At 54.6% G+C, this 25,800-nt stretch carries 22 protein-coding genes; 5 read left to right on the forward strand and 17 right to left on the reverse strand.

Annotation, left to right across the window (positions count from 1 at the left end; translation table 11 throughout):
• Nucleotide 1 precedes the first annotated feature (1 nt).
• The 16 genes from QQZ17_RS09215 to leuO all read right to left on the reverse strand — a co-directional run bounded on the left by QQZ17_RS09215 (nucleotide 2) and on the right by leuO (nucleotide 18,806).
• Entirely contained in the window at nucleotides 2–922 is a 921-nt protein-coding gene (locus tag QQZ17_RS09215; RefSeq protein WP_152405870.1) for a D-alanine--D-alanine ligase, read from the reverse strand.
• Nucleotides 915–2,390 (reverse strand): UDP-N-acetylmuramate--L-alanine ligase, encoded by a 1,476-nt coding sequence (gene murC / locus QQZ17_RS09220; RefSeq protein WP_152405871.1) that lies wholly within the window; start codon nucleotides 2,388–2,390, stop codon nucleotides 915–917. Before murC ends, QQZ17_RS09215 begins: the two co-directional genes overlap by 8 nt.
• Nucleotides 2,391–2,443: 53 nt before the next feature.
• Entirely contained in the window at nucleotides 2,444–3,511 is a 1,068-nt protein-coding gene (murG, locus tag QQZ17_RS09225; RefSeq protein ID WP_152405872.1) for an undecaprenyldiphospho-muramoylpentapeptide beta-N-acetylglucosaminyltransferase, read from the reverse strand.
• Complete coding sequence (ftsW, locus tag QQZ17_RS09230) at nucleotides 3,508–4,752, reverse strand: cell division protein FtsW (protein ID WP_152405873.1); 1,245 nt, start codon at nucleotides 4,750–4,752, stop codon at nucleotides 3,508–3,510. Before ftsW ends, murG begins: the two co-directional genes overlap by 4 nt.
• Nucleotides 4,752–6,068 (reverse strand): UDP-N-acetylmuramoyl-L-alanine--D-glutamate ligase, encoded by a 1,317-nt coding sequence (gene murD, locus QQZ17_RS09235; RefSeq protein WP_152405874.1) that lies wholly within the window; start codon nucleotides 6,066–6,068, stop codon nucleotides 4,752–4,754. Before murD ends, ftsW begins: the two co-directional genes overlap by 1 nt.
• Before the next feature lie 2 nt (nucleotides 6,069–6,070).
• Nucleotides 6,071–7,153, reverse strand: coding sequence for a phospho-N-acetylmuramoyl-pentapeptide-transferase (mraY, locus tag QQZ17_RS09240; protein WP_042323857.1), 1,083 nt, complete (start codon nucleotides 7,151–7,153; stop codon nucleotides 6,071–6,073).
• On the reverse strand, nucleotides 7,147–8,505 hold the full coding sequence (gene murF, locus QQZ17_RS09245; RefSeq protein ID WP_152405875.1) for a UDP-N-acetylmuramoyl-tripeptide--D-alanyl-D-alanine ligase: 1,359 nt from the start codon (nucleotides 8,503–8,505) through the stop codon (nucleotides 7,147–7,149). The genes mraY and murF overlap by 7 nt, the downstream gene beginning before the upstream one ends.
• Nucleotides 8,502–9,989: a UDP-N-acetylmuramoyl-L-alanyl-D-glutamate--2,6-diaminopimelate ligase gene (gene murE / locus QQZ17_RS09250; protein WP_152405876.1), complete on the reverse strand. Its 1,488-nt coding sequence runs from the start codon at nucleotides 9,987–9,989 to the stop codon at nucleotides 8,502–8,504. Before murE ends, murF begins: the two co-directional genes overlap by 4 nt.
• Nucleotides 9,976–11,742 carry a peptidoglycan glycosyltransferase FtsI gene (ftsI, locus tag QQZ17_RS09255; protein WP_152405877.1) on the reverse strand — a complete coding sequence of 589 codons (1,767 nt, stop codon included), beginning with the start codon at nucleotides 11,740–11,742 and terminating at the stop codon, nucleotides 9,976–9,978. Before ftsI ends, murE begins: the two co-directional genes overlap by 14 nt.
• Before the next feature lie 15 nt (nucleotides 11,743–11,757).
• Nucleotides 11,758–12,123 carry a cell division protein FtsL gene (gene ftsL, locus QQZ17_RS09260; protein ID WP_012904474.1) on the reverse strand — a complete coding sequence of 122 codons (366 nt, stop codon included), beginning with the start codon at nucleotides 12,121–12,123 and terminating at the stop codon, nucleotides 11,758–11,760.
• Nucleotides 12,120–13,061, reverse strand: a complete 942-nt coding sequence (gene rsmH, locus QQZ17_RS09265; protein ID WP_152406397.1) for a 16S rRNA (cytosine(1402)-N(4))-methyltransferase RsmH — start codon at nucleotides 13,059–13,061, stop codon at nucleotides 12,120–12,122. Before rsmH ends, ftsL begins: the two co-directional genes overlap by 4 nt.
• A 2-nt stretch (nucleotides 13,062–13,063) precedes the next feature.
• Nucleotides 13,064–13,522, reverse strand: coding sequence for a division/cell wall cluster transcriptional repressor MraZ (gene mraZ, locus QQZ17_RS09270; RefSeq protein ID WP_044255498.1), 459 nt, complete (start codon nucleotides 13,520–13,522; stop codon nucleotides 13,064–13,066).
• Nucleotides 13,523–14,133: 611 nt separating this feature from the next.
• The gene (gene cra / locus QQZ17_RS09275) at nucleotides 14,134–15,138 is read right to left on the reverse strand and encodes a catabolite repressor/activator (RefSeq protein WP_152405879.1); all 1,005 of its coding nucleotides are present in this window, start codon (nucleotides 15,136–15,138) and stop codon (nucleotides 14,134–14,136) included.
• 180 nt (nucleotides 15,139–15,318) lie between these two features.
• Nucleotides 15,319–15,810 carry an acetolactate synthase small subunit gene (ilvN, locus tag QQZ17_RS09280; RefSeq protein WP_042997945.1) on the reverse strand — a complete coding sequence of 164 codons (492 nt, stop codon included), beginning with the start codon at nucleotides 15,808–15,810 and terminating at the stop codon, nucleotides 15,319–15,321.
• A gap of 2 nt (nucleotides 15,811–15,812) precedes the next feature.
• Nucleotides 15,813–17,537: an acetolactate synthase 3 large subunit gene (gene ilvI / locus QQZ17_RS09285; protein WP_152405880.1), complete on the reverse strand. Its 1,725-nt coding sequence runs from the start codon at nucleotides 17,535–17,537 to the stop codon at nucleotides 15,813–15,815.
• A 318-nt stretch (nucleotides 17,538–17,855) separates the two neighbouring features.
• A complete protein-coding gene (leuO, locus tag QQZ17_RS09290) occupies nucleotides 17,856–18,806 on the reverse strand; it encodes a transcriptional regulator LeuO (protein ID WP_152405881.1) in 951 nt (316 codons plus the stop codon).
• A 656-nt stretch (nucleotides 18,807–19,462) separates the two neighbouring features.
• Between leuO and leuL the strand changes: the two genes are divergently transcribed.
• The 5 genes from leuL (at nucleotide 19,463) to leuD (ending at nucleotide 24,320) form a co-directional block, all read left to right on the forward strand.
• Complete coding sequence (gene leuL / locus QQZ17_RS09295) at nucleotides 19,463–19,549, forward strand: leu operon leader peptide (protein WP_042323878.1); 87 nt, start codon at nucleotides 19,463–19,465, stop codon at nucleotides 19,547–19,549.
• Nucleotides 19,550–19,638: 89 nt separating this feature from the next.
• Nucleotides 19,639–21,210 (forward strand): 2-isopropylmalate synthase, encoded by a 1,572-nt coding sequence (leuA, locus tag QQZ17_RS09300; protein WP_152405882.1) that lies wholly within the window; start codon nucleotides 19,639–19,641, stop codon nucleotides 21,208–21,210.
• A complete protein-coding gene (leuB, locus tag QQZ17_RS09305) occupies nucleotides 21,210–22,301 on the forward strand; it encodes a 3-isopropylmalate dehydrogenase (protein ID WP_152405883.1) in 1,092 nt (363 codons plus the stop codon). The genes leuA and leuB overlap by 1 nt, the downstream gene beginning before the upstream one ends.
• 2 nt (nucleotides 22,302–22,303) lie before the next feature.
• Nucleotides 22,304–23,704 carry a 3-isopropylmalate dehydratase large subunit gene (leuC, locus tag QQZ17_RS09310; protein ID WP_152405884.1) on the forward strand — a complete coding sequence of 467 codons (1,401 nt, stop codon included), beginning with the start codon at nucleotides 22,304–22,306 and terminating at the stop codon, nucleotides 23,702–23,704.
• Nucleotides 23,705–23,714: 10 nt separating this feature from the next.
• Nucleotides 23,715–24,320 (forward strand): 3-isopropylmalate dehydratase small subunit, encoded by a 606-nt coding sequence (gene leuD / locus QQZ17_RS09315; protein WP_152405885.1) that lies wholly within the window; start codon nucleotides 23,715–23,717, stop codon nucleotides 24,318–24,320.
• An 89-nt stretch (nucleotides 24,321–24,409) separates the two neighbouring features.
• On the opposite strand, the gene QQZ17_RS09320 is transcribed toward leuD, so the two are convergent.
• On the reverse strand, nucleotides 24,410–25,588 hold the full coding sequence (locus tag QQZ17_RS09320) for a sugar efflux transporter (RefSeq protein ID WP_152405886.1): 1,179 nt from the start codon (nucleotides 25,586–25,588) through the stop codon (nucleotides 24,410–24,412).
• Nucleotides 25,589–25,800 lie beyond the last annotated feature (212 nt).

A 25,800-nucleotide genomic window follows, 5' to 3' on the forward strand; every position in this document is an offset into this window, starting at 1 on the left:
ATCAGTCCGCCAACTCCAGAATTCGTACCACCAACTGCGAGAAATTCATCCCCGCCTGACGCGCCGCCATCGGCACCAGGCTGTGGCTGGTCATACCCGGAGAGGTATTTGCTTCCAGCAGATAAAACTGGCCATCGCTATCCTGCATGACGTCAATACGCCCCCAACCTTTACAGCCCAGGGTTGTCCACGCTTTCAGCACTAATGCCTGCAAAATAGCTTCTTGTTCACGTTCCAGACCTGCCGGGCAGAAATACTGTGTTTCATCAGACAGATACTTCGCCTCATAATCATAGAAGGTTCCAGCGGGTTGGATACGAATTGCGGGTAAAATTTCTTCACCCAGTATCGCTACCGTAAATTCCGGACCGCTGAGCCATTTCTCGATCAGAACGTCTTCATCATGCTGAAAAGCCAGCATTAATGCATCCTGTAAAGCGTCATATTCTGACACTTTCGACATTCCCACGCTGGAGCCTTCACGGCTGGGCTTCACAATCAGCGGTAAACCCAGCGCAGAAATTTGCGTAACCTGTTCTTCGTTAAGACCTTTTTCAAACTGAGCACGCTCTAACGCGACCCACGGCGCAACGGGTAACCCCGCGCCCTGCCACAGGAACTTGCTGCGCAGTTTATCCATGGAGATCGCCGATGCCATCACGCCGCTGCCGGTATAAGGCAAGCCAACCAGTTCCAGCAACCCCTGTAAGGTTCCATCTTCCCCGCCACGTCCATGCAGGGCGATAAAGACTTTCTGAAAGCCCATCGACTTCAACAGCGTAACGTCGACCTCTTTCGGATCGACCGGATGCGCATCCACGCCACCTTCACGTAATCCGGCCAGCACCGCCGTACCGGAATTCAGCGACACGTCACGTTCAGCGGAGGTACCGCCCAGCAGGACCGCGATTTTATCAGCCATGTTGTTCGTCCTCCTGAATTTGCGGCTTCAATTTGATTTCAGCTAAGGAACGCGCGATTTTGCCGATATTTCCCGCGCCCTGCACCAGAATCAAATCGTTGCCGGTCAATACCGGTGCCAGCATTTGCGCAACCTGCGCCGGATCGGAAACCAGAATCGGGTCGATTTTCCCGCGACCGCGAATGGTGCGGCACAGCGAGCGGCTGTCCGCCCCCGGAATCGGCGCTTCGCCCGCCGCGTACACATCCAGCATCAGCAACGCATCAACCTGGGTCAGCACGTTGGCAAAATCGTCATACAGGTCACGCGTACGCGTGAAACGGTGCGGCTGAAACAGCATCACCAGATTTTTGTCCGGCCAGCCCGCACGTGCAGCTTTAATTGTCGCGTCCACTTCCGTCGGGTGGTGACCGTAATCATCCACCAGCATTGCCGTACCGGCTTTGCCGTTAACCGGCTCAAGCGGGTATTCACCGAGGAAGTCGAAACGACGACCGGTACCCTGGAAGCTTTCCAACGCGCGCAGGATCGCGTCGTCTGCAATACCTTCTTCCGTTGCCACCGCCACGGCAGCCGCCGCGTTCAGGGCATTATGGCGACCTGGCGCATTCAGCGTTACGCGCAGGTCAGGCATCCCCTGGCGCAGCAGGATAAAGTGCCCCTGCGGGCCCACCTGCTGATAATCTTCGACGCGAACATCAGCATCATCGCTAAAGCCGTACGTCGTGGTCTGACGGCCCACGCGCGGCAGTAGCTCGCGGATCACCGGGTCGTCAACGCACATCACCGCACGACCATAAAACGGCAGGTTATGCAGGAAATTAATAAACGTCTGCTTAAGATTTTCGAAGTCGCCATGGTAGGTATCCATGTGATCGGCTTCGATGTTGGTGACAATCGCCACCATCGGTTGCAGATGCAGGAACGACGCATCGCTCTCATCCGCTTCCGCAATTAAGTAACGGCTATGGCCCAGGCGCGCGTGAACACCTGCCGCTTTCACCAGACCGCCGTTAACGAAGGTCGGATCCAGCCCCGCTTCCGCGTAAATACTGGAGACCATCGCAGTTGTGGTCGTCTTACCGTGCGTCCCGGCAATCGCGATGCCGTGGCGAAAACGCATCAACTCCGCCAGCATCTCCGCACGACGGATCACCGGAATACGCGCTTCGTGCGCCGCCATAATTTCCGGGTTATCGGCAGAGATGGCGCTGGAGACCACAACCACGCTCGCATCACGCACGTTTTCCGGGCGATGGTTGAAATAAATCGTTGCCCCCAGGTTCATCAACTGCTGCGTCACCGGGTTTGGCGCTAAATCGGAACCACTGATCTGATACCCTTCATTGGCCAGAACTTCGGCAATACCGCCCATACCGGCACCACCGATGCCGACAAAGTGAATGTGCCGAACGCGACGCATTTCGGGCACGATGGAACGCAGTTTTGCCAATTGTTGTGTATTCATTCTTTACGCCATTAACTTCAATAAATTCTGCGATGCAAAAGGCACCGCCACAATTACGCCCGGGCAGCCCGGCTCACTTCAGTTGCAACACGCTCGGTGGCATCCGGAATGGATGCAGCGCGGGCACGTTCTGCCATGGTTAACAAGCTTTCTCGCGACCACCCGGACAGGGTGCTGGCGACGGCATCCACAGTAAACTGCGGCTGCTCGAGAATTTTGGCGGCGCCCGCTTTCTCCAGCGGCAACGCATTCCAGTACTGCTGTCGGTCTTTATGTTGAAATGGCACAAACAGCGCAGGTAAACCGGCAGCGGCAATTTCACTCACCGTTAATGCGCCAGAACGGCAAACCACCACGTCGGCCCACGCATAGGCGGCCGCCATGTCATCAATAAATTCCGTCACCTTATGCTGCGGTTGTCCCGCGTCGGCATAGGCTTGTTCTACGGTCTGCTGTGCGCCTTTTCCGCTCTGATGCCAGATAGTCACCGCATCGCCCAGTCTGGCGGCAACCTGCGGCAGGGTCTGATTCAGCACGCGAGCGCCCTGCGATCCCCCGACCACCAACACGCGAATCGGACCTTCACGTCCGACCAGACGCGCCTGCGGCAGCGGCAACGCCAGCACGTCGGTGCGCACCGGGTTACCGACCACTTCCGCATTCGGGAACGCGCCAGGGAACGCCTGCATGACCTTAGTGGCAATTTTCGCCAGCCATTTGTTGGTTAACCCGGCGATACCGTTTTGCTCATGCAGCACGACCGGAATCCCCAGAGACCACGCGGCCAGACCGCCGGGACCGGAAACATAACCGCCCATCCCCAGCACAACGTCGGGTTTAAAACTTTTCATGATTGCGCGCGCCTGACGCCATGCGTTGAAAATACGCAAAGGGGCGGCCAACAGCGCTTTCACGCCTTTGCCGCGCAGTCCTGAGATGCGGATGAAGTCAATGTCGATGCCATGCTTAGGGACTAAATCCGCTTCCATACGGTCAGCGGTGCCGAGCCAGCGAACTTCCCAGCCCTGGTCCATTAAATGGTGCGCGACCGCCAGCCCCGGGAACACATGTCCACCGGTACCGCCCGCCATCACCATTAACCGCTTCGCTTGACCACTCATCGTGAACCTCGTGTAAACGCCTGTGCTTTTTCCAGACGCGTTTCATAATCAATTCGCAACAAAAACATGATGGCTGTCGACATAATCAGCAAACTCGAGCCACCATAACTGATGAGCGGCAGCGTCAGACCTTTAGTTGGCAGCATGCCTGCCGCCGCGCCGACGTTCACCAGTGCCTGAAAACTAAACCAAATACCGATGGAACAGGCCAAAAATCCGGAAAAACGGTGGTCGATCTCCAGCGCTTTGCGGCCAATCGACATCGCGCGAAAAGCGACGAAGAATACCATTAAAAGCGCCAATACCACACCGATATAACCCAGTTCTTCCCCAATGATGGCGAAGATGAAGTCGGTATGCGCTTCCGGCAGATACTCCAGTTTCTGTACCGAGTTGCCCAGTCCTTGTCCCCACATTTCACCGCGCCCGAACGCCATCAGTGACTGGGTGAGCTGGTATCCGCTACCAAACGGATCCTCCCACGGGTTCCAGAACGAGGTCACGCGGCGAATACGATAAGGCTCGGCGAGGATCAGCAGCACGACCGCTGAAATTCCCATGCCGATAATGGCAATGAACTGCCACAACTTCGCCCCGGCCAGAAACAGCATCGCCAGCGTGGTCACGAATAGCACCACCACCGTACCGAGATCGGGCTGTGCCAGCAGCAGGATCGCCAGCACCAGAATCACGCCCATCGGCTTAAGGAAGCCACGCAGGTTATTACGAACTTCGTCAACCTTGCGCACCAGATAGTTCGCGAGATAGCAAAACAGCGACAGCTTGGTAAATTCCGCAGGCTGAATACGCAGAGGACCTAATGCGATCCAACGCGATGCCCCATTCACCGAACTCCCCACCACCAGGACGATCAACAGCATGATTATCGAGGCGATCAGCATCGTGGTGCTGTACTTCTGCCAGAACTCCATGGGCAGACGCAGCGTGATCATCGCCAGACAAAATGCCAGAAAAATATAGAGCGCATCGCGCTTGGCAAACAGGAACGGATCGCCCGCCAGACGTTGTCCTACCGGCATGGATGCCGACGTCACCATGACAAAACCGATCGCCGCGAGGCCTAACGTCAGCCACAGCAGCACGCGATCGTACATGATCAGACTGTCGGAATCTTTGTCTCGCGAGCCCATCACCCAGCCCTTAAGCGCCGCAAAGATCCATCCCAGGATGCCAAATCCCGGCAGGCGCGGCAGTCTCAGGCGAGGGAGAGATAAACGCATCAACCCAACTCCTTCGCCAGACGGGTAAAGACATCGCCCCGTTGCTCAAAATTCTTAAACTGGTCGAGGCTGGCACAGGCCGGTGACAACAGCACCATATCGCCTGGTTTCACACGCGGCGCCAACAGACGCATCGCCTCTTCCATGGTCTCAGTTTGCTCTGCTATCTCCGGACGCAGCGCAGCCAGCTGCGCACCATCGCGGCCAAAGCAGTACAAACGCACGCGATCGCCTTCCAGATAGCGACTCAGCGAAGAGAAGTCCGCTGATTTACCATCGCCGCCCAACAGCAGATGCAGCGTACCGTCAACGTGCAGGCCGTTCAGCGCAGCTTCAGTGCTGCCGACGTTGGTCGCTTTTGAGTCGTTAATCCAGCGCACGCCGTTATGCTCCAGCGCCAACTGAAAACGATGCGCCAGACCGGTGAACGTCGTCAGCGCTTTCAGGCTGCTGGCGCGCGGTAAACCTACCGCATCCGCCAGCGCCAGCGCTGCCAGGGCGTTGGTGTAGTTATGCTGACCGGAAAGCTTCATCTCTTTCACATTCAGCACTTTCTCACCCTTCACCCGCAGCCAGGTTTCACCCTGTTGACGGTTAAGGTGATAATCACCCATGTTGACACCAAAACTCACGCAGCGCTCATCGGCACCACGGATCGGCATCGTTAACGCATCATCGGCATTGACCACACAGACTTTCGCATTCTCGTAAACACGCAGTTTTGCCGCGCGATACTGTTGTAAACCAAACGGATACCTGTCCATATGATCTTCGGTGACGTTCAGAATAGTGGCAGCTGCCGCCTGCAGGCTGAACGTGGTCTCTAGCTGGAAGCTGGAGAGCTCAAGGACATACAGTTCGCGTTCCGCATCCAGCAGCATCAGCGCGGGCAGCCCAATGTTGCCGCCAACGCCGACGTTCACACCTGCCGCTTTCGCCATTTCACCCACCAGCGTGGTGACGGTGCTTTTCCCGTTCGAACCGGTGATCGCGACAATCGGTGCCAACGCTTCACGGCAGAACAGTTCGATATCACCAACGATCTCAACGCCCGCATCAGCCGCAGCGCTCAGTGATGGATGCGCGAGGGCGATACCAGGGCTTGCCACAATCAGATCCGCAGCCAGCAACCAGTCGTCGTTCAGACTGCCGATATGGCGCTCTACGGCTTCCGGTAACTTATCCAGTCCCGGTGGTGTCGCACGGGTATCCATCACTCGAGGGGTTACGCCGCGGGCGAGGAAAAAGTCCACGCAAGAGAGTCCGGTTAACCCCAGACCGATAATGACGACGTTTTTACCCTGGTAATCAGCCATGATTAACGTACCTTCAGCGTTGCCAGGCCAATCAGGACCAGCATCAGCGAAATAATCCAGAAGCGCACAATCACACGCGGTTCCGGCCAGCCTTTCAGTTCATAGTGGTGATGAATCGGTGCCATGCGGAAGATACGTTGACCGCGCAGCTTGAAGGAGCCGACCTGCAATATGACCGACAGGGTCTCCACCACAAACACCCCGCCCATAATCACCAGCAGGAATTCCTGACGCAGCAGCACGGCGATAATGCCGAGCGCGCCGCCCAGCGCCAGCGATCCGACGTCGCCCATGAAGACCTGAGCCGGATAGGTGTTAAACCACAGAAAACCTAAGCCCGCGCCGACAATCGCCGTACAGACGATCACCAGTTCACCGGCATGGCGTAAGTAAGGAATATGCAGATAGCTGGCAAAATTCATGTTCCCGGTCGCCCACGCGACCAGCGCAAAGCCACCCGCGACGAAGACGGTTGGCATAATCGCCAGGCCATCCAGACCGTCGGTCAGGTTCACCGCGTTGCCGGTGCCGACAATCACAAAGTACGCCAGCAGAACGTAGAACAGTCCGAGTTGTGGCATGACGTCTTTGAAGAACGGCACCACCAGTTCCGTCGCCGGCGTATCTTTCCCGGCGAGATACAGTGCGAAGGCGACGCCCAGCGCAATGACCGACATCCAGAAGTATTTCCAGCGTGCGATCAGGCCTTTAGTGTCTTTACGGACCACTTTACGATAGTCATCAACGAAGCCGATAATGCCGTAGCCAATCAACACCACCAACACGCACCAGACGTACGGGTTTGACGGATAGGCCCATAGCAGAACAGAAATGACGATCGCGGTGAGGATCATGATCCCGCCCATCGTCGGCGTGCCCCGTTTGCTGAAGTGAGACTCCGGACCGTCGTTACGCACGACCTGGCCGAAGGAGAGCTTTTGCAGGCGGGCGATCATGCGCGGGCCCATCCACAATGAGATGAACAGCGCGGTCAGCAGGCTGACAATGGCGCGAAACGTCAGATAAGAAAAGACGTTAAAGCCGGAATAATATTTGACCAAATGTTCGGCCAGCCAAACTAACATGATCCTTTCTCCTGTAATGCGCGTACGACCTCTTCCATGGCGGCACTACGTGAACCCTTCACTAAAATGGTAATGATCTGTTGCTCTGCAATCAGCGCCTGCAGACGTGCGATCAGCGCGGGCTTATCCGCAAAATGTTCGCCGACGCCGCTCGCGTCGCTGATAGCCTTGCTCAGTTTCCCTGAACTCAATACGCAGTCGATGCCCGCCGCTTTCGCCGCCTCACCGACCTGCACATGACAGGCTTCGCTCTCTGCGCCCAGCTCGGCCATATCGCCGACAACCAGCACACGGTAACCCGGCATTTCGGACAGTACCTGTACCGCGGCGGTCATTGATCCGACGTTGGCGTTATACGAATCATCGAGCAGCAGTTGGTTTTCCGCCAACTGGACAGGGAACAGACGTCCCGGTACCGCTTTTAAATTCGCCAGACCGGTTTTAATCGCATCCAGTGTCGCGCCAACGGCCATCGACAGTGCAGCCGCCGCCAGCGCATTGGCGATATTGTGACGCCCCGGCAACGGCAGCAGTACATCAATGCTCCCGCCAGGCGTTTGCAGTAAAAACTCGGTGCCGTGTGACGTCACATGCACATTGGTCGCCGTGAAATCGCTGTTGGCGGCATTCGGTGAAAAACGCCAGACTTTACGATCGCCGATGATGCTCTGCCAGTTCAGCCAGTCATTGTTATCGGCATTCATAATGGCAATGCCGTTTTCAGGCAGGCCGGTAAAAATTTCACCTTTCGCTTTCGCCACTCCCGCCAGAGAGCCGAAGCCCTCCAGATGCGCCGCTGCCAGGTTGTTGACCAGCGCCGCTTCCGGACGTGTCAGACCGGCGGTCCAGGCAATTTCGCCCTGATGGTTAGCGCCTAATTCAATCACGGCGTAGTCGTCATCCTGGGTTAAGCGCAGCAACGTCATCGGCACACCGATGTCGTTATTAAGGTTGCCCGCGGTATAGAGCGTGTTGCCACACTGGCTAAGGATCGCCGCCGTCATCTCTTTCACGGAGGTTTTACCGGACGAACCGGTTAATGCCACCACGCGCGCCGGAACCTGCGCGCGCACCCATGCGGCCAATTCGCCAAAGGCCAGACGGGTGTCTTTCACAATCACCTGCGGCAAATCAATCGCCAGCGGACGGCTAACCAGCAGCGCACCCGCCCCACCCTCTTTTGCCTGAGCGGCAAAATCGTGGGCATCAAAACGCTCACCTTTGAGCGCCACAAACAGGCAGCCTGACGTCAGCTTACGCGTATCGGTGGTAACGGCATCAAGGGACAGATCGTTCCCTTTCAGTTCGCCGCCGAGAATACCGGCAAGTTGGCTGAGCGTTACGCGAATCATGCGATGACCCCCAGCAGACGTGCCGCGGTTACACGGTCGGAATAGTCCAGACGCTGAGTCCCGACAATCTGATAATCCTCGTGGCCTTTACCTGCCACCAGCACCACATCGTTATCTTTCGCCTGCATAATGGCGTTGGTCACCGCTTCAGCACGGCCTTCCATCACTTTTGCCCGACCGGCGTCCAGCATGCCTGCCAGAATGTCGTCAATAATGGCGCGCGGCTCTTCAGTACGCGGGTTGTCGTCCGTTACGACCACGATATCGGCGAACTCTTCGGCAATCGCCCCCATCAGCGGGCGCTTTCCTTTGTCGCGATCGCCGCCGCAACCAAAGACGCACCAGAGTTGTCCGGTACAGTGCAAACGCGCCGCCTGCAACGCTTTTTCCAGCGCATCAGGAGTATGGGCGTAGTCGACAACGACGGTGGTTTTACCCGGTGCGCTAAAGACCTCCATGCGCCCACAAACCGGCTGCAGACGCGCGGCGGTTTTCAGCAGGTCAGCCAGTGGATAGCCCAACGCCAGCAGCGTGGCCAGCGCCAACAGCAGATTGCTGACGTTAAACGCGCCCATCAGGCGGCTTTCAATCTCACCCTCACCCCAGCTTGAAGCAAAGCGGATGGTCGCGCCGCTGTCGTGATAATTGACCTCAACCGCTTTCAGCCAGCGGCCATGGCAGTTAGGGTTGATATGGTCTTCCATCGAAACGGCCACGGCATCCGGCAGATTCGCCAGCCAACGACGACCAACTTCATCATCCGCGTTGATAATCGCCTGTCCGCAATGGTGCGTGGAGAAAAGCAGCCATTTCGCGGCTTCGTAATGCTCCATATCACCGTGATAATCCAGATGATCGCGGCTTAAATTGGTAAACACCGAGGCGGCAAATTTCAGTGCCGCAACACGATGCTGGACCAGACCGTGGGAAGAGACTTCCATCGCGCATAAGGTCGCGCCCTGATCGACCAGTCCCGCCAGCACCTGCTGGACGTCAACGGCCGAGCCGGTGGTATTTTCCGTTGGGATCACTTTATCGAGCAGACCGTTGCCGACCGTGCCCATCACTGCGCTGGTTTCGCCGAGCAGTTGGCTCCACTGCGCCAGCAATTGAGTCGTGGTGGTTTTACCGTTAGTACCGGTTACGCCGACCAGACGCATATTTTCAGATGGCTCGTGATAAAAGCGGCCCGCCAGTGCAGATAAACGCTCGTTAAGCTGGCTGAGATAGATAACCGGTACGCCGTGCATTTCACGCACTTCACCGTCGGTTGCCTCATCTTTCGCCTCTGCAATAATGGCAGCCACACCTTGCGCTATCGCCTGCGGGATATATCGACGCCCGTCCGCCTGATGACCAACCACTGCCACAAAGAGATCGCCCGACGCAGCCACACGGCTGTCGAGTGTCATCTCTCGCAGTTCTCGCGCAGGTAAACCTGTTACCCACGGAGCAAGAAGGTCGCGCAAATTACGATCTGCCACCTGTTCCCTCGCCTTGATTAATTACGAATTCACTTTTTTCGCCCGTTGCCAGCGCGTCCGGTTCGATGTTCATGGTACGCAGAACGCCGCCCATGATGGCACCAAATACCGGCGCGGAAACGGCGCCGCCGTAGTATTTACCCGCCTGCGGATCGTTGATAACAACAACCAGCGCGAAGCGCGGCTGACTCGCAGGTGCAACGCCTGCGGTATAAGCAATGTATTTGTTGATGTAGCGGCCATCAGGGCCTACTTTTTTCGCCGTACCGGTTTTAATGGCGATACGATAGCCTTTAATCGCCGCCTTCACGCCACCACCACCCGGCAGCGCTACGCTTTCCATCATGTGCACAACGGTACGTACGGTCGATTCCGGGAAAATACGTTCACCGGGAACCGGGGGATCAACTTTGGTAATCGACAGCGGACGATAAACGCCATAGCTGCCAATCGTTGCGTAGACTCGCGCTAACTGTAACGGCGTTACCATTAGCCCGTAGCCGAAAGAGAAGGTGGCCCTCTCTATGTCAGACCACCGTTGTTTTTGAGGATATAAGCCACTGCGTTCTCCGACCAACCCCAAATTGGTCGCCTTTCCAAGCCCAAAACGTGAGTAAGTATCTACTAACGCTGAGGACGGCATCGCTAACGCCAGCTTAGAAACACCGACGTTACTCGACTTCTGTAAAACCCCGGTCAGGGTCAATTCGCTGTAGCGCGCCACGTCTTTAATTTCGTGGCCGTTAATTCGGTAGGGAACGGTATTGAGCACGCTGTTTTCCCGCACCACGCCACGCTGGAGCGCGGTCATTACCACCATCGGTTTGACGGTAGAACCCGGCTCAAACACGTCGGTGATGGTACGGTTACGCATGACATCTTTCTGCGTACCGCTCAGGTTGTTCGGGTTGTAGGACGGGCTGTTCGCCATTGCCAGCACTTCACCGGTATTCACATCCACCAGCACTGCGCTCCCGGATTCCGCCTTGTTAAATGCCACCGCATTATTCAGTTCGCGATACACCAGCGCCTGTAAGCGTTCGTCAATGCTCAGCGCGAGGTTATGCGCGGCCTGACTGTCGGTGGAAGAGATATCTTCAATGACGCGACCGTAGCGGTCTTTACGCACGATACGCTCACCCGGTTGACCGGTGAGCCATTTGTCAAAACTCTTCTCAACGCCTTCAATCCCCTGGCTATCCACGTTGGTGAAACCAATGAGGTGAGCGGTCACTTCGCCGGAAGGATAGTACCGACGGGATTCTTCGCGCAGATAAATCCCCGGCAGCTTCAGCTTTTTGATGTAATCCGCCATATCCGGGTTTAGCTGACGCGCCAGATAGATAAAGCGCCCTTTCGGGTTGGCGTTGATACGGGCAGCCAGTTGATCAAGCGGGATATTCAGCGCGGTAGAGAGCGCTCTCCAGCGATCGCCAACGCTAACGCCTCCGGCGGCATGGACTTCTTTCGGATCGGCCCAGATAGCCTTCACCGGTACGCTGACGGCCAGCGGACGCCCCGAACGGTCGGTGATCATACCGCGCGAGGTCGCCACTTCCTGTACACGCAGCGAGCGCATGTCCCCCTGACGTACCAGCATGTCCGGCGCGATAATCTGCAGCCAGGCGACACGACCCAGCAGGAAACCCAGCGCCAGTAAAATGCAGCCGCACAGCAACGCAAAACGCCAACTGATAAAGTTGGCCTGTTCTTCCTGGCGTTTTGGTTTTAGCGTTTTTGCCGCTGCTTTCATGCGTCGCGTTTTTCCTTATTTTTGCACTACGATATTTTCTTGTGAGGGATCAACATGCTGCATTTGCAGCTTCTCCGTTGCGATCCGTTCCACCCGGCTATGATCGCCGAGCGCGTTCTCCTCAAGGATCAGGTTGCGCCATTCGATATCCAGCGCATCACGCTCCAGAACCAGTTGTTCACGTTGCGCGGTCAGTAACCGTGTGTGGTGTGCGGTCGTTACCACCGTCACCGCCGTAACAATGATGCAAATGAACAGGCAGAGTGGCAGCTTCCCAAATCGCAAAAGATCGTCACCGATCACGCCAGGCAAGGCATGGCGCTCGTTGCTTCCAATCGATCCCTTAACTTTGCTGAGGGCTTCTGTCACTCTGCTGATCATGCGTTCGTCCTCTCTGCAATGCGCAGAACTGAACTACGGGCACGAGGATTCTCTGCAACCTCTTCTTCACCCGGCATCAACTTGCCTAGTGCTCTTAACTCACGGCCGCCCAGTTTTTTGAGCTGCTCTTCCGTCATCGGTAATCCGGCCGGAACCTGCGGACCGCGGCTTTGCTCACGCATAAAGCGTTTCACAATGCGGTCTTCCAGCGAGTGGAAACTGATGATGGAAAGCCGCCCACCTGGGGCCAGCACGCTGAGCGAGCTTTTTAGCGCCTGCTCTATCTCCTCCAGTTCACTGTTCACCCAGATGCGCACCGCCTGGAAGGTACGGGTCGCGGGATGTTTGAATTTGTCTTTCACCGGCGTTGCCGCCGCGACCACTTCCGCCAGTTCTTTGGTGCGGGTCATGGGCTGTTCACGGTTACGCTCAACGATGGCGCGGGCAATACGTTTCGCAAAACGCTCTTCGCCAAAGGTCTTCAGCACCCAGGCAATATCGGCTTCTTCTGCAGTTTGCAGCCACTCGGCAGCCGACTGGCCGCGAGTGGGGTCCATGCGCATATCCAACGGGCCATCGCGCATGAAAGAGAAACCGCGCTCAGCGTCGTCGAGCTGTGGTGAAGAAACGCCAAGATCGAGAAGAATCCCGTCGATCTTGCCGGTCAGTTTGCGCTCGCCGACATAATCAGCCAGCGCAGAGAAAGGTCCATGAATGATGGAGAAGCGGGGATCATTGATGGTCTGGGCGACGGCGATCGCCTGCGGATCGCGATCGATGGCCAGCAGACGTCCCTCTTCGCCAAGCTGCGAGAGAATGAGACGCGAGTGACCACCGCGACCAAATGTCCCATCAATGTAGATGCCGTCAGGGCGAATATTCAGGCCGTTTACGGCCTCGTCCAGCAGCACCGTGGTGTGTTTAAAATTTTCCATCATCATTATAGAGACAAGTCCTGCAGGCGCTCCGACAACGTCCCGGTCGCACTCTGCTCAGCGTCGATATCTTCCTTGACCTGTTGATACCAGGTCGTTTCATCCCACAGTTCAAACTTGTTGAACTGTCCAACCAGCATCACTTCTTTTGTCAGCCCGGCATGTTGCCGAAGGACAGGCGCAACCAGCAATCGCCCGGCGCTGTCCATCTGACATTCACTGGCATGCCCCAACAGTAAACGCTGCACGCGGCGCTCTACCGGGTTCATGCTCGACAGACGCGATAATTTTTGCTCGATAATTTCCCATTCAGGCAGGGGGTAAAGCAGCAGGCACGGGTGATGGATGTCAATGGTACAAACCATTTGACCGGTAGCACTCTCGATCAGTTGATCCCGGTAACGGGTAGGCACAGATAAGCGCCCTTTACTGTCGAGATTGACTAACGTTGCACCCCGGAACATGCCAGTCTCCCCCCTCATTACCACTTTGCCCCACAAATTCCCACTCAAAGGAGTTTACGGAGCGGAGGAAAAGCTTGTCAAGCGAGTCACAACGCTTACCTGAGTAAAAAACCCAATGTTTACGGCTAATATCAGCGTTGATTAAATTCTGTCCAACGAACGAAGCAAATTAACGTCATGAATATTTGTAAGAAAAAAATCTCAAAACTCATCACCGTTTTAAAACGAACAATTATTCTCAGGAGGGAATATAAAGTGTCAGTTTGCGACGCGAGCGGCATTTTAGGACATATTGCATCATGAATACAGTCCCTGTTTATGCCAGCTAACACCGCGCACCGACAAGCCCGCCGGGACATTCGTGCTGCGGCGACAAAAAGTGTTTGTTAATTCGGCAATTCACGACAAGCATGTAACAAAATAATACAAATCTAACCTACCGTTACGTCTCAATAACCTGAAACCGACTCTGTTTCGTTTAAATACGGATTATTTAGGTAAAGTTGAGAAAATTCTAAGGAATAATCTTAATTATGATGAGGGTATTGTGGAGAGGAACTCGTTAAGCTGCGTCAGAAAAATTGTCTTCTGACGCAGAATTCAGAAATTGACTAGCTGCGGCTCAATACGCCACGACGATAGAGATTACGTTTAATACGCGTTAAACCCGGTTTTGGTTTACGCGGTTCATCCAGACTCGCCAGGACAATTTCCAGCACGCGCTCAGCGACATCACGATGGCGCTGCGCCACCGCCAGGACCGGACACTGCAGGAAATCCAGCAGTTCGTTGTCACCAAAGGTCGCAATCGCCAGATCGGAAGGCAGCTTACCGTCGCGACGCAGCGTTACGTCCATCACCCCCTGTAACAGGGCGAATGAGGTGGTGAACAGCGCCTGCGGCATCGGATGCGTTTCCAGCCATTTTTCAAATAGCTGCGCCGCCGCTTCGCGCTCATAGCTGTTGGCATACAGGAAATTCACTTCACGCGGATCGTCTTTCCAGGCGGCACGGAAGCCCTGCTCGCGAAGGAAGCTGACGGACAACTCCGGCAGTGCGCCCAGATAGAGCACGGTGTCAGCCGGGAACTTACGCAATTCTCCGGCCAGCATTTCGGCATCGTCCTGATCGGCACCCACGACGCTGGTAAAATGCTCACGATCTAAGGCGCGATCCAGCGCCACAATTGGGAAGGAGTCATTGGCCCAGCGCTGATAGAACGGGTGTTCCGGCGGCAACGAGGTGGAGACAATGATCGCATCAACCTGACGCTGTAAAAGATGTTCAATGCAGCGCATTTCGTTATCGGGCTGATCTTCCGAACAGGCGATCAGCAGTTGATAACCACGCTGGCGCGCCTGGCGCTCAAGATAATTTGCAATACGGGTATAGCTCGTGTTCTCCAGATCCGGGATCACCAGACCAATAGAACGTGTGCGTCCAGCACGTAGCCCGGCAGCCACAGCATTCGGGTGGTAATTATGCTCACGCACCACCGCCATGACTTTTTCGACAGTCTTGTCGCTCACGCGGTATTGCTTTGCTTTTCCGTTAATTACGTAGCTTGCAGTCGTTCGCGATACACCAGCCAGCCGAGCGATTTCATCCAGTTTCACAATTGCCCCTTGCGTAAAATGTACAAACCATAACCATTGTAACGGCATGGGTTAAAATCGGTAACATCTAAGCGCAGAATAGTCACTGCGGCAACCGCTTTTATTCCGGGTTACCACGGATTTCGCAAAAAAATGCCCAACGGAAGACGTTGGGCATGTGAATTAACGAAAAGCGAAGGATTAGCGCATTATTTTGTCACCACGGGATAACCCCACCACGCCGGAACGAGCGACCTCAACGATTTTCGCGACTTCACGCAACGTTGCCAGAAAAGCGTCCAGCTTATCGCTGGTCCCTGCCAGTTGAACGGTATAGAGATTTGGCGTGACATCAATAATCTGCCCACGAAAGATCTCCGTGTTGCGTTTCACCTCTTCCCGACCATAGCCGCTGGCCTGAATCTTCACCAACATGATTTCGCGTTCGACGTGCGCACCGTGCCCAAGTTCGCTGACCCGCAACACATCCACCAGTTTGTGCAGTTGCTTTTCAATCTGCTCAAGCACTTTTTCGTCGCCCACCGTCTGAATGGTCATGCGAGAGAGCGTCGGATCGTCCGTCGGCGCGACGGTCAGGCTCTCAATGTTGTAACCCCGCTGCGCGAAAAGGCCGATCACGCGCGACAGCGCACCGGATTCGTTCTCCAGCAGTACTGATAATATCCGGCGCATAATCAGGTCCTCTCCGTTTTACTTAACCACATTTCATCCATCCCACCGCCGCGAATCTGCATCGGGTAGACGTGTTCGCTGCCATCAACGGTGACATCGACAAACACCAGATGACCGTTTTTCACCTGCGCCAGCGCTTCACTTAATTGACTTTCCAGCTCATCAGGACGGGAAATCTGAATGCCGACATGTCCGTAGGCTTCCGCCAGGCGAACAAAATCAGGCAGCGACTGCATATACGATTGAGAGTGACGACCCGAGTAGATCATGTCCTGCCACTGCTTCACCATCCCCAGATAACGGTTGTTCAGGTTTAGCACCAGCACCGGCAGTTTATACTGCAGCGCGGTCGACAACTCCTGAATGTTCATCTGAATGCTACCGTCCCCTGTCACACAAACCACCGTTTCCTCGGGCAGCGCCATTTTCACTCCCAGGGCTGCAGGCAGGCCAAAGCCCATCGTGCCAAGACCGCCAGAGTTGATCCAACGGCGCGGTTTATCGAAGGGGTAATAAAGAGCGGCAAACATCTGGTGTTGCCCCACATCGGAGGTCACATAAGCATCGCCGTGGGTCAGACGCCAGATAGCCTCAATGACCGCCTGCGGTTTGATACTCTCACTGTGCGTGTCATATTTCAGGCACTGACGAGCGCGCCAGTGTTCAATCTGTTGCCACCAGTCACGAATATCATCCAGCGGTTGGTGGGCGGATTCCTGCGGCAATAACTCCAGTAACTGTTCCAGCACCTGGCGCGCATCACCAACAATAGGGATATCCGCCGTCACCGTTTTAGAGATTGAAGTCGGGTCGATATCAATGTGCAGCACCGTCGCATTCGGGCAATACTTGGCCAGATTATTCGTCGTGCGATCGTCGAAACGTACCCCGACGGCAAAAATCACGTCGGCGTTATGCATCGTCATGTTGGCTTCATAAGTACCATGCATGCCCAGCATCCCGAGCGACTGACGGTGCGTAGCGGGAAATGCCCCTAGCCCCATCAGCGAAGAGACCACCGGCAGGTTGAGCGTTTCGATGGTCTGGCGCAGTTGTTCATGACAACCTGCCGTCACGGCCCCGCCGCCGACATAGACAACCGGTTTTTTGGCCGTCACCAGCGTTTGCAGGGCGCGCTTAATCTGCCCTTTATGGCCCGCAGTGGTCGGGTTATACGATCGCATGCTGACCGACTCAGGCCAGGAATAAGGCAGTTTTTTGCCGGGATTGAGAATATCCTTCGGCAAATCCACGACCACGGGTCCCGGACGGCCGCTTGCCGCCAGCCAGAAGGCTTTTTTCAGCACCTGCGGAATATCTTCCGTCTGCTTAACCAGAAAACTGTGTTTCACGACCGGGCGGGATATTCCCACCATGTCGCACTCCTGAAAGGCGTCATAGCCAATCAGCGAGGTCGCGACCTGACCGGAAAGAATCACTAACGGAATAGAATCCATATACGCCGTCGCGATCCCTGTAATCGCATTGGTGGCCCCAGGACCCGAAGTCACCAGTACTACACCAACTTCCCCCGTTGCCCGCGCCAGGCCATCGGCCATATGCACGGCCGCCTGTTCATGACGAACGAGCACGTGATCGATCCCACCGACCGTATGCAACGCATCATAAATATCGAGGACTGCGCCCCCGGGATAACCGAATACCTGCTTAACGCCCTGATCAATAAGCGATCGGACGACCATTTCGGCTCCAGATAACATCTCCATGGCTTGCCTCACTGAATGACGATTAATGATGTGTAAAACACCTTAACCGCTCCCCAGGATGCAGGCAATTCAGAGAAAGGGGCGAAGACGCCGTGAAATAAGCATAAATGAGAGGAAAATGACGGAGAACCGGCGAATAAAACTAAATTTAACTCAGGTATTGATAATTAATCGGCTGAAAATGGACACATACAGCGAATCATCAATTTTTTCGCGGACAGAAAAAAGAATGATCAACAAAATTCAGGATAAAATACCAGTTAATGAAAAATAGACAGGACAAACCGGATGTTTACACCCGGTTTATCTCATTCGCGTCTAACGCTTGCAGACAGAAGCTAACAACTCTTCCATCCATTGATGTCCTTTGTCCCGACCGGCAGCTTCATGCCATGAAAGATAACAGGTTCTGCTATTCAGTTTTAAAGGTAGCGGTAATATCTGTAGATCTAAAGAGGCGGTGAACTCTTCCGCTAACCAACGTGGGGCAATAGCCACCAGATGCGTTTGCGAAACAACATTAAGAACACTGATTAATGCCATCCCCTGATAGGCCACACACGCTTGTGCGTCAACCGTGTCGTACCAGGGTTGACTAAACGAGTCAAAACGATCCAGTGAAACAACAGCATGTTGTTCATTATAGATATCGCTTTCCAACAGGGGTCCGTTAATGCGCGGATGTTTACGGCTGGAGACCAGCACCATTTCGTCATTAAACAACGGAATACTCGTAAATTCAGGACGACGAAATTCTTCATAACTAATAACGAACTCAGTTTCCTGATAACGTAATTGGTGTTCAGTGTCCTTATTTAAGGATGACTTAAATACAACATGAATATTAGGCGCAATTTTTTCAACACGATTATAAATTAATGAGGTCAGGATATTATCCAGCGGACTGCAAACGCAAAGATGAAAAATGCGTTCACTGCTGCCAGGTTCAAAGCCGGATCCGGGCAATTCGTTCTGCACTAATTGCAGAGCCTGGCGGACGGAACCAAAAAGCTGGAAAGCCCGCGCGGTAGGTTGGATCCCACGACCGTAGCGCACAAAAAGCTCATCATTGAACATCACTTTAAGACGCGCCACGGCGTTACTTACGGCTGGCTGCGACATCCCGAGGGCATGCGCGGCACGGGTAATATTCTGCTCCTGCATTACCGCATCAAATACAGTCAATAGATTAAGATCAACCATACGAAGTTGCGGTTTATCCATCTCTAAATGATGGGGATTGGGTTTATCAACGGTTACTTCTGGCATAGTTAACTCCACTGTCACGCTTAACTCCCTTTTCTTGCCGGAATGCAGAGAAATAATCTCGGAAAATATGATTTACCATGCATATAAAATAAGAAAAAGAGTAAAGATTGAAATTAGGAAAACATAAAGGCACCGGGATAATGCGGAAGAAACGGGTGCCTGCGTGATGCGGTATTATTCACAGCACAATAAATCATAAATTTTTAATGACGAATGCAATATAAACATAAGAAACACCAACAAACAATCATGCGCTTAATGAATAAAAGTGTAAATTTTAATTGACTATTTATATTACTCACGCATTAACGCCTAACATTTGCTTATCAATAATATTCTTCAAGCAGATATCAATTGATTAACAATATCAATAAAACCATTAAAATCATGTGGATAAAAAATAAATCATAGTGCTCTGCGGACTCGCTTTCGTTATGTTAATTGAAAAAAATCATGCTCAATTATGTCAAACGATGAAAAGTGTGAATACGCTCCCATTTTTTAATAGGGAGTAATGGAAAAAGTTCAGCACAATTAGCTAAAGTTCTCTGTCCGTTTCCTTCTTCCCTTGAGGGTGTTTTCGCGCAGCGGGGTTGACATCAGCCATCGTATCCAGTACCACTAAAAGCATATCGCATTCGCCTGGAGTTGATTTAATGATTCGTATCGCTCGCTTTAACGGTCTACTACTACTAAACGCATCTTCGTTGCGCGGTAGACTGGTGAGCGGCATACAGCATTAAGTCGTATCCAGTAAGATAAAAAACCCGCGCCGTTGCGCGGGTTTTTTTATGCTCGAAGCAAGGCGCCCTAAAGACTAAGGACCTAAAACATGAGCCAGCAAGTCATTATTTTCGATACCACTTTACGCGACGGTGAACAGGCGTTACAGGCAAGCCTGAGTGTGAAAGAGAAGCTGCAGATTGCGCTGGCCCTTGAGCGTATGGGTGTTGACGTCATGGAAGTCGGTTTCCCGGTCTCGTCTCCCGGCGACTTCGAATCCGTACAAACCATCGCCCGCCAGGTCAAGAACAGTCGGGTTTGTGCATTAGCCCGCTGCGTGGAAAAAGATATCGACGTCGCGGCTGAGTCGCTGAAGGTCGCCGAAGCTTTCCGTATTCATACCTTTATTGCCACCTCACCGATGCATATCGCCACCAAACTGCGCAGCACGCTGGATGAAGTGATTGAGCGTGCTGTCTATATGGTGAAACGCGCACGTAATTATACTGACGACGTCGAATTCTCGTGTGAGGATGCTGGCCGTACGCCTATTGCCGATCTGGCTCGCGTCGTGGAAGCCGCCATCAATGCTGGCGCAAAAACGATCAATATTCCTGACACCGTCGGCTACACCATGCCCTTCGAGTTCGCCGGCATTATCTCTGGCCTGTATGAGCGCGTGCCAAACATCGATAAAGCGATCATCTCTGTCCATACCCATGACGACTTAGGTCTGGGTGTCGGCAACGCGCTGGCTGCGGTCCACGCGGGTGCGCGCCAGGTTGAAGGCGCGATGAACGGGATTGGTGAGCGTGCGGGCAACTGCTCGCTGGAAGAGGTGATCATGGCGATTAAAGTTCGTCAGGACATCCTGAACGTCAACACCCGCATTAACCATCAGGAGATCTGGCGTACCAGCCAGTTAGTCAGCCAGATCTGCAACATGCCGATCCCGGCGAACAAAGCCATTGTCGGTAGCGGCGCGTTTGCCCACTCCTCCGGGATCCACCAGGATGGCGTGCTGAAGAACCGAGAAAACTACGAAATCATGACGCCGGAATCCATCGGTCTGAATCAGGTGCAACTGAACCTGACCTCCCGTTCCGGGCGCGCGGCGGTGAAACACCGTATGGATGAGATGGGCTATAAAGAGAGTGAATACAGCCTGGACAACCTGTACGACGCCTTCCTGAAGCTGGCCGATAAGAAAGGTCAGGTGTTCGACTACGATCTGGAAGCGCTGGCGTTTATTGGCAAGCAACAGGAAGAACCCGAGCACTTCCGCCTGGATTATTTCAGCGTCCAGTCCGGTTCTAACGATATTGCCACCGCCTCCGTCAGGCTGGCCTGCGGCAGTGACGTAAAAGCCGAAGCGGCTAACGGTAACGGTCCAGTCGATGCGATTTACCAGGCGATCAACCGTATTACCGATTACGACATTGAGCTGGTGAAATACAGCCTGTCCGCCAAAGGGCACGGTAAAGACGCTCTGGGTCAGGTGGATATCGTCGCGAACTATAACGGACGTCGCTTCCACGGCGTCGGTCTGGCGACAGACATTGTTGAATCTTCCGCGAAAGCGATGGTGCACGTGCTGAACAACATCTGGCGTGCGGCAGAAGTCGAAAAAGAGTTGCAACGTAAAGCTCAGAACAACGAGAACAACAAGGAAACCGTGTGATGTCGAAGAATTACCATATTGCTGTTTTGCCGGGCGACGGTATTGGTCCGGAAGTGATGGCGCAAGCCCTGAAAGTCCTGGAAGCGGTTCGCCATCGATTTGAGATGCGCATTACCACCAGTCGTTATGACGTCGGCGGCGCGGCGATCGACAACCACGGTCAACCGCTGCCGAAGGCGACGGTTGAAGGGTGCGAACAGGCCGACGCCGTTCTGTTTGGCTCCGTAGGCGGCCCGAAATGGGAACATCTGCCGCCTGACAGTCAGCCGGAGCGCGGCGCGCTGCTGCCGCTGCGTAAACACTTCAAACTGTTCAGCAACCTGCGTCCGGCAAAACTGTATCAGGGGCTGGAAGCCTTCTGCCCACTGCGCGCCGACATCGCCGCAAATGGCTTCGACATTCTGTGCGTCCGCGAACTGACCGGTGGCATCTACTTCGGTCAACCAAAAGGTCGCGAAGGCAGCGGCCAGCATGAAAAAGCGTTTGATACCGAAGTCTATCACCGCTTTGAAATTGAACGTATCGCGCGCATCGCGTTTGAATCCGCGCGTAAACGCCACCGTAAGGTGACTTCTATCGACAAAGCGAACGTTCTGCAAACCTCTATTTTGTGGCGTGAAATCGTCAATGAAATCGCCAAAGAGTATCCGGACGTTGAGCTGGCGCATATGTATATCGACAACGCCACCATGCAGTTGATTAAAGACCCGTCACAGTTCGATGTGCTGCTGTGCTCTAACCTGTTTGGCGACATTTTGTCTGACGAATGTGCAATGATCACCGGCTCAATGGGCATGTTGCCCTCCGCCAGTCTGAACGAGCAGGGCTTTGGTTTGTATGAACCCGCGGGCGGCTCCGCGCCGGATATTGCCGGCAAGAATATCGCCAATCCGATTGCGCAAATTTTGTCGCTGGCGCTGCTGCTGCGCTACAGCCTTGATGCCGATGACGCAGCATCCGCCATTGAACGTGCGGTTAACCGCGCATTAGAAGAAGGTATCCGCACCGGTGATTTAGCCCGTGGCGCGGCGGCCGTCGGTACTGATGAGATGGGCGACATCATTGCTCGCTACGTCGCACAAGGGGTGTAATCATGGCTAAAACGTTATACGAAAAATTGTTTGATGCGCACGTAGTCTATGAAGCGCACAACGAAACCCCGCTGCTGTATATCGACCGACATCTGGTGCATGAAGTGACCTCTCCGCAGGCGTTCGACGGTCTGCGTGCACATGGTCGTCCGGTTCGTCAGCCGGGCAAAACCTTTGCCACGATGGATCACAACGTCTCTACGCAGACCAAAGATATCAATGCGTCCGGTGAAATGGCGCGTATCCAGATGCAGGAGTTGATTAAAAACTGCAACGAGTTTGGCGTTGAATTGTACGATCTGAACCACCCGTATCAGGGTATCGTTCACGTGATGGGGCCGGAACAAGGCGTGACCCTGCCGGGAATGACCATCGTTTGTGGCGACTCGCATACCGCAACCCACGGTGCCTTCGGTGCACTGGCGTTCGGTATTGGCACCTCCGAAGTGGAGCACGTCCTGGCGACCCAGACCCTGAAACAGGGCCGCGCCAAAACCATGAAGATTGAAGTCAACGGCACCGCCGCGCCGGGGATCACTGCGAAAGATATCGTGCTGGCGATTATCGGTAAAACCGGTAGCGCCGGTGGGACCGGTCACGTCGTTGAGTTTTGCGGTGATGCCATCCGAGCCCTGAGCATGGAAGGCCGTATGACCCTGTGCAACATGGCTATCGAAATGGGTGCCAAAGCCGGATTAGTTGCCCCGGATGAAACCACCTTCAATTACGTCAAAGGTCGTCTGCACGCGCCGAAAGGCAACGATTTTGATGACGCAGTCGCGTACTGGAAAACACTGCAAACCGACGCTGATGCAAGCTTTGATACGGTTGTGACCTTACAGGCAGAAGAGATTGCCCCGCAGGTAACCTGGGGAACCAACCCGGGCCAGGTCATCGCCGTTACCGACAACATTCCCGATCCGGCGTCCTTTACCGATCCGGTTGAACGCGCCAGTGCCGAGAAAGCGCTGGCCTATATGGGCCTGAAGTCCGGCGTACCGTTAACGGAAGTGGCGATTGATAAAGTGTTCATCGGCTCGTGCACCAACTCGCGTATTGAAGATTTGCGCGCCGCCGCGGAAGTCGCCAGAGGCCGTAAAGTCGCGCCGGGCGTCCAGGCTCTGGTGGTTCCAGGCTCCGGTCCGGTGAAGGCGCAGGCAGAAGCAGAAGGGCTGGATAAGATCTTTATCGAAGCCGGTTTCGAGTGGCGTCTGCCGGGTTGCTCCATGTGTCTGGCAATGAACAATGACCGCCTGAATCCAGGTGAGCGCTGCGCGTCGACCAGCAACCGTAACTTTGAAGGTCGTCAGGGTCGTGGTGGGCGTACCCATCTGGTCAGCCCGGCGATGGCCGCTGCCGCTGCCGTTACCGGTCATTTTGCCGATATTCGCAGCATCAAATAAGGAGACTCCCATGGCAGAGAAATTTACCCAACATCAAGGCCTGGTTGTCCCACTGGATGCCGCCAACGTCGATACCGACGCCATCATTCCTAAGCAGTTCTTGCAGAAGGTTACCCGCACCGGTTTTGGCGCGCACCTGTTCAATGACTGGCGTTTTCTGGATGAGAACGGCCAACAGCCGAATCCGGAGTTCGTCCTGAATTTCCCGGAGTATCAAGGGGCCTCGATTCTGTTGGCGCGTGAGAACTTCGGCTGCGGCTCTTCCCGTGAGCACGCGCCGTGGGCGCTGACGGACTATGGCTTCAAAGTAGTGATTGCGCCGAGCTTCGCGGACATCTTCTATGGCAACAGCTTTAACAATCAGCTGTTGCCTGTGAAGCTGAGCGACGATGAGGTGGATGAGCTGTTCAACCTGGTCAAAGCCAATCCGGGGATTACATTTGAAGTGGACCTGGTCGCGCAGGTAGTGAAAGCAGGCGATAAGTCTTACAGCTTTAAGATCGACGACTTCCGCCGCCACTGCATGTTGAACGGTCTGGACAGCATCGGGTTGACGCTGCAGCACGAAGATGCGATCGCCACCTACGAAGAGAAACAGCCCGCGTTTATGCGCTAAGCCCGCCATGCCGGATGCGCTGCGCTTATCCGGCCTACGAATTTCTGTAGGTCGGATAAGGCGTTAGCCGCCATCCGGCAATCCATAAATCAAACGTCTTTCACCCGCCCGGTCATCACCAGCGTCACCAGCGAAATCGCCGCAATCACCCAGTACACCGCGAAGTGACCGTAGCTCTGCGCGACAGCCCCCTGGATAACCCCTGCCAGAATGACGCCAGTCGAAATGCTGTTGGTAAATAACGTTGTCGCCGATCCGGCCCTGCCCGGCATCAGATCCTGAAACCAGAGCATTCCAATACCGGCAATAATGCCGATAAACACGGCATTGAACAGCTGCAGGATAAGCAGCGCCCGATGGCTATGGAAGAAAATCAGCCCGAGATAAAACAGCACGCCCGCCGCCACGGCGGTAACCATCATCCGTCGCTTGCCGAAGCGTTTGACGTAAAAGCCAGCAAGGATCATCGCCGGGATTTCCAGCCCTGCAGCGGTCCCCATCAGGATCCCGGCAAGCTTATCCGGCAGTCCAAGCTCTGCGCTAATCCATAGCGGCATATCGATGATGTACATGGTGTTGCAGGTCCACATCAGCGTGGAGGCAATAAACAGCATGCGGACGTTTTTATCCTGCCAGCCACCGGCCTGGCTGACCGGCACATCCGCAGGTTGTTCAACGCGGGCGACGGATGGCAGCATAAAGGCAATCAGGATGAAACTGAGCGCAAAAATCGTGGCGGCAATCGAAAACATCATCATGAAGCCATAATTCAGCGCCAACATGAATGCCAGCGGCGGGCCAATCACCCACGCCAGTGAAAGCTGTGCACGCATCACCGAACTGAACATCACCACTTCACGCGCCGAGCTGTCGGCATATTCCCGTGCCAGGGCGAACAGTTGCGGCATCGCGGTATTTGCCAGCGACGCCAGCAGTACGCCGCAGGTAATCAACGTCAGATAGTGACGATTAAAGGCAAACAACAGCGCATTACCGACTGCCATCAGACAACAGAACAGAATCAGCTTGCGGCGGTCTCCCTGGCTGTCGGAGCGTTTTGCCAGCGCAAGACTCACGCCAATCCCGGCGATGGCGTTAACGGTATAGAACAGTCCCACCCAGAACGGCTGCGCCCCGACCTCGCGACTGAGAAACAGGCTCAGCGTCGGGGCCTGTAGCGCCCCTGCCACGCCCATCATAAATGCGACCAGCATAAACGCCGCGTACACACCGTTGAGACGTCGTCCCATCGTGATCAACCAGAGCATATTTATCCCTTAATACACACGTCATCCTTCAGGCTGCCTCTGCGTTAATTACGCGCGCTCACCCCCAGTCACATACTTCTGGGGATTCACTCACTTGCCGTCTGGCCTGAATGATTTCGTATATAAACGAAGTCAAAACGAAAAAAGCCAGCAGATAATACCTGCTGGCGCGGTGATTAACACCAATACTCAGTCACACATGATGTCTGCTA

It is taken from the genome of Citrobacter sp. T1.2D-1, from assembly GCF_950098555.1.
Taxonomy (GTDB): Bacteria; Pseudomonadota; Gammaproteobacteria; order Enterobacterales; family Enterobacteriaceae; genus Citrobacter_A; species Citrobacter_A telavivensis.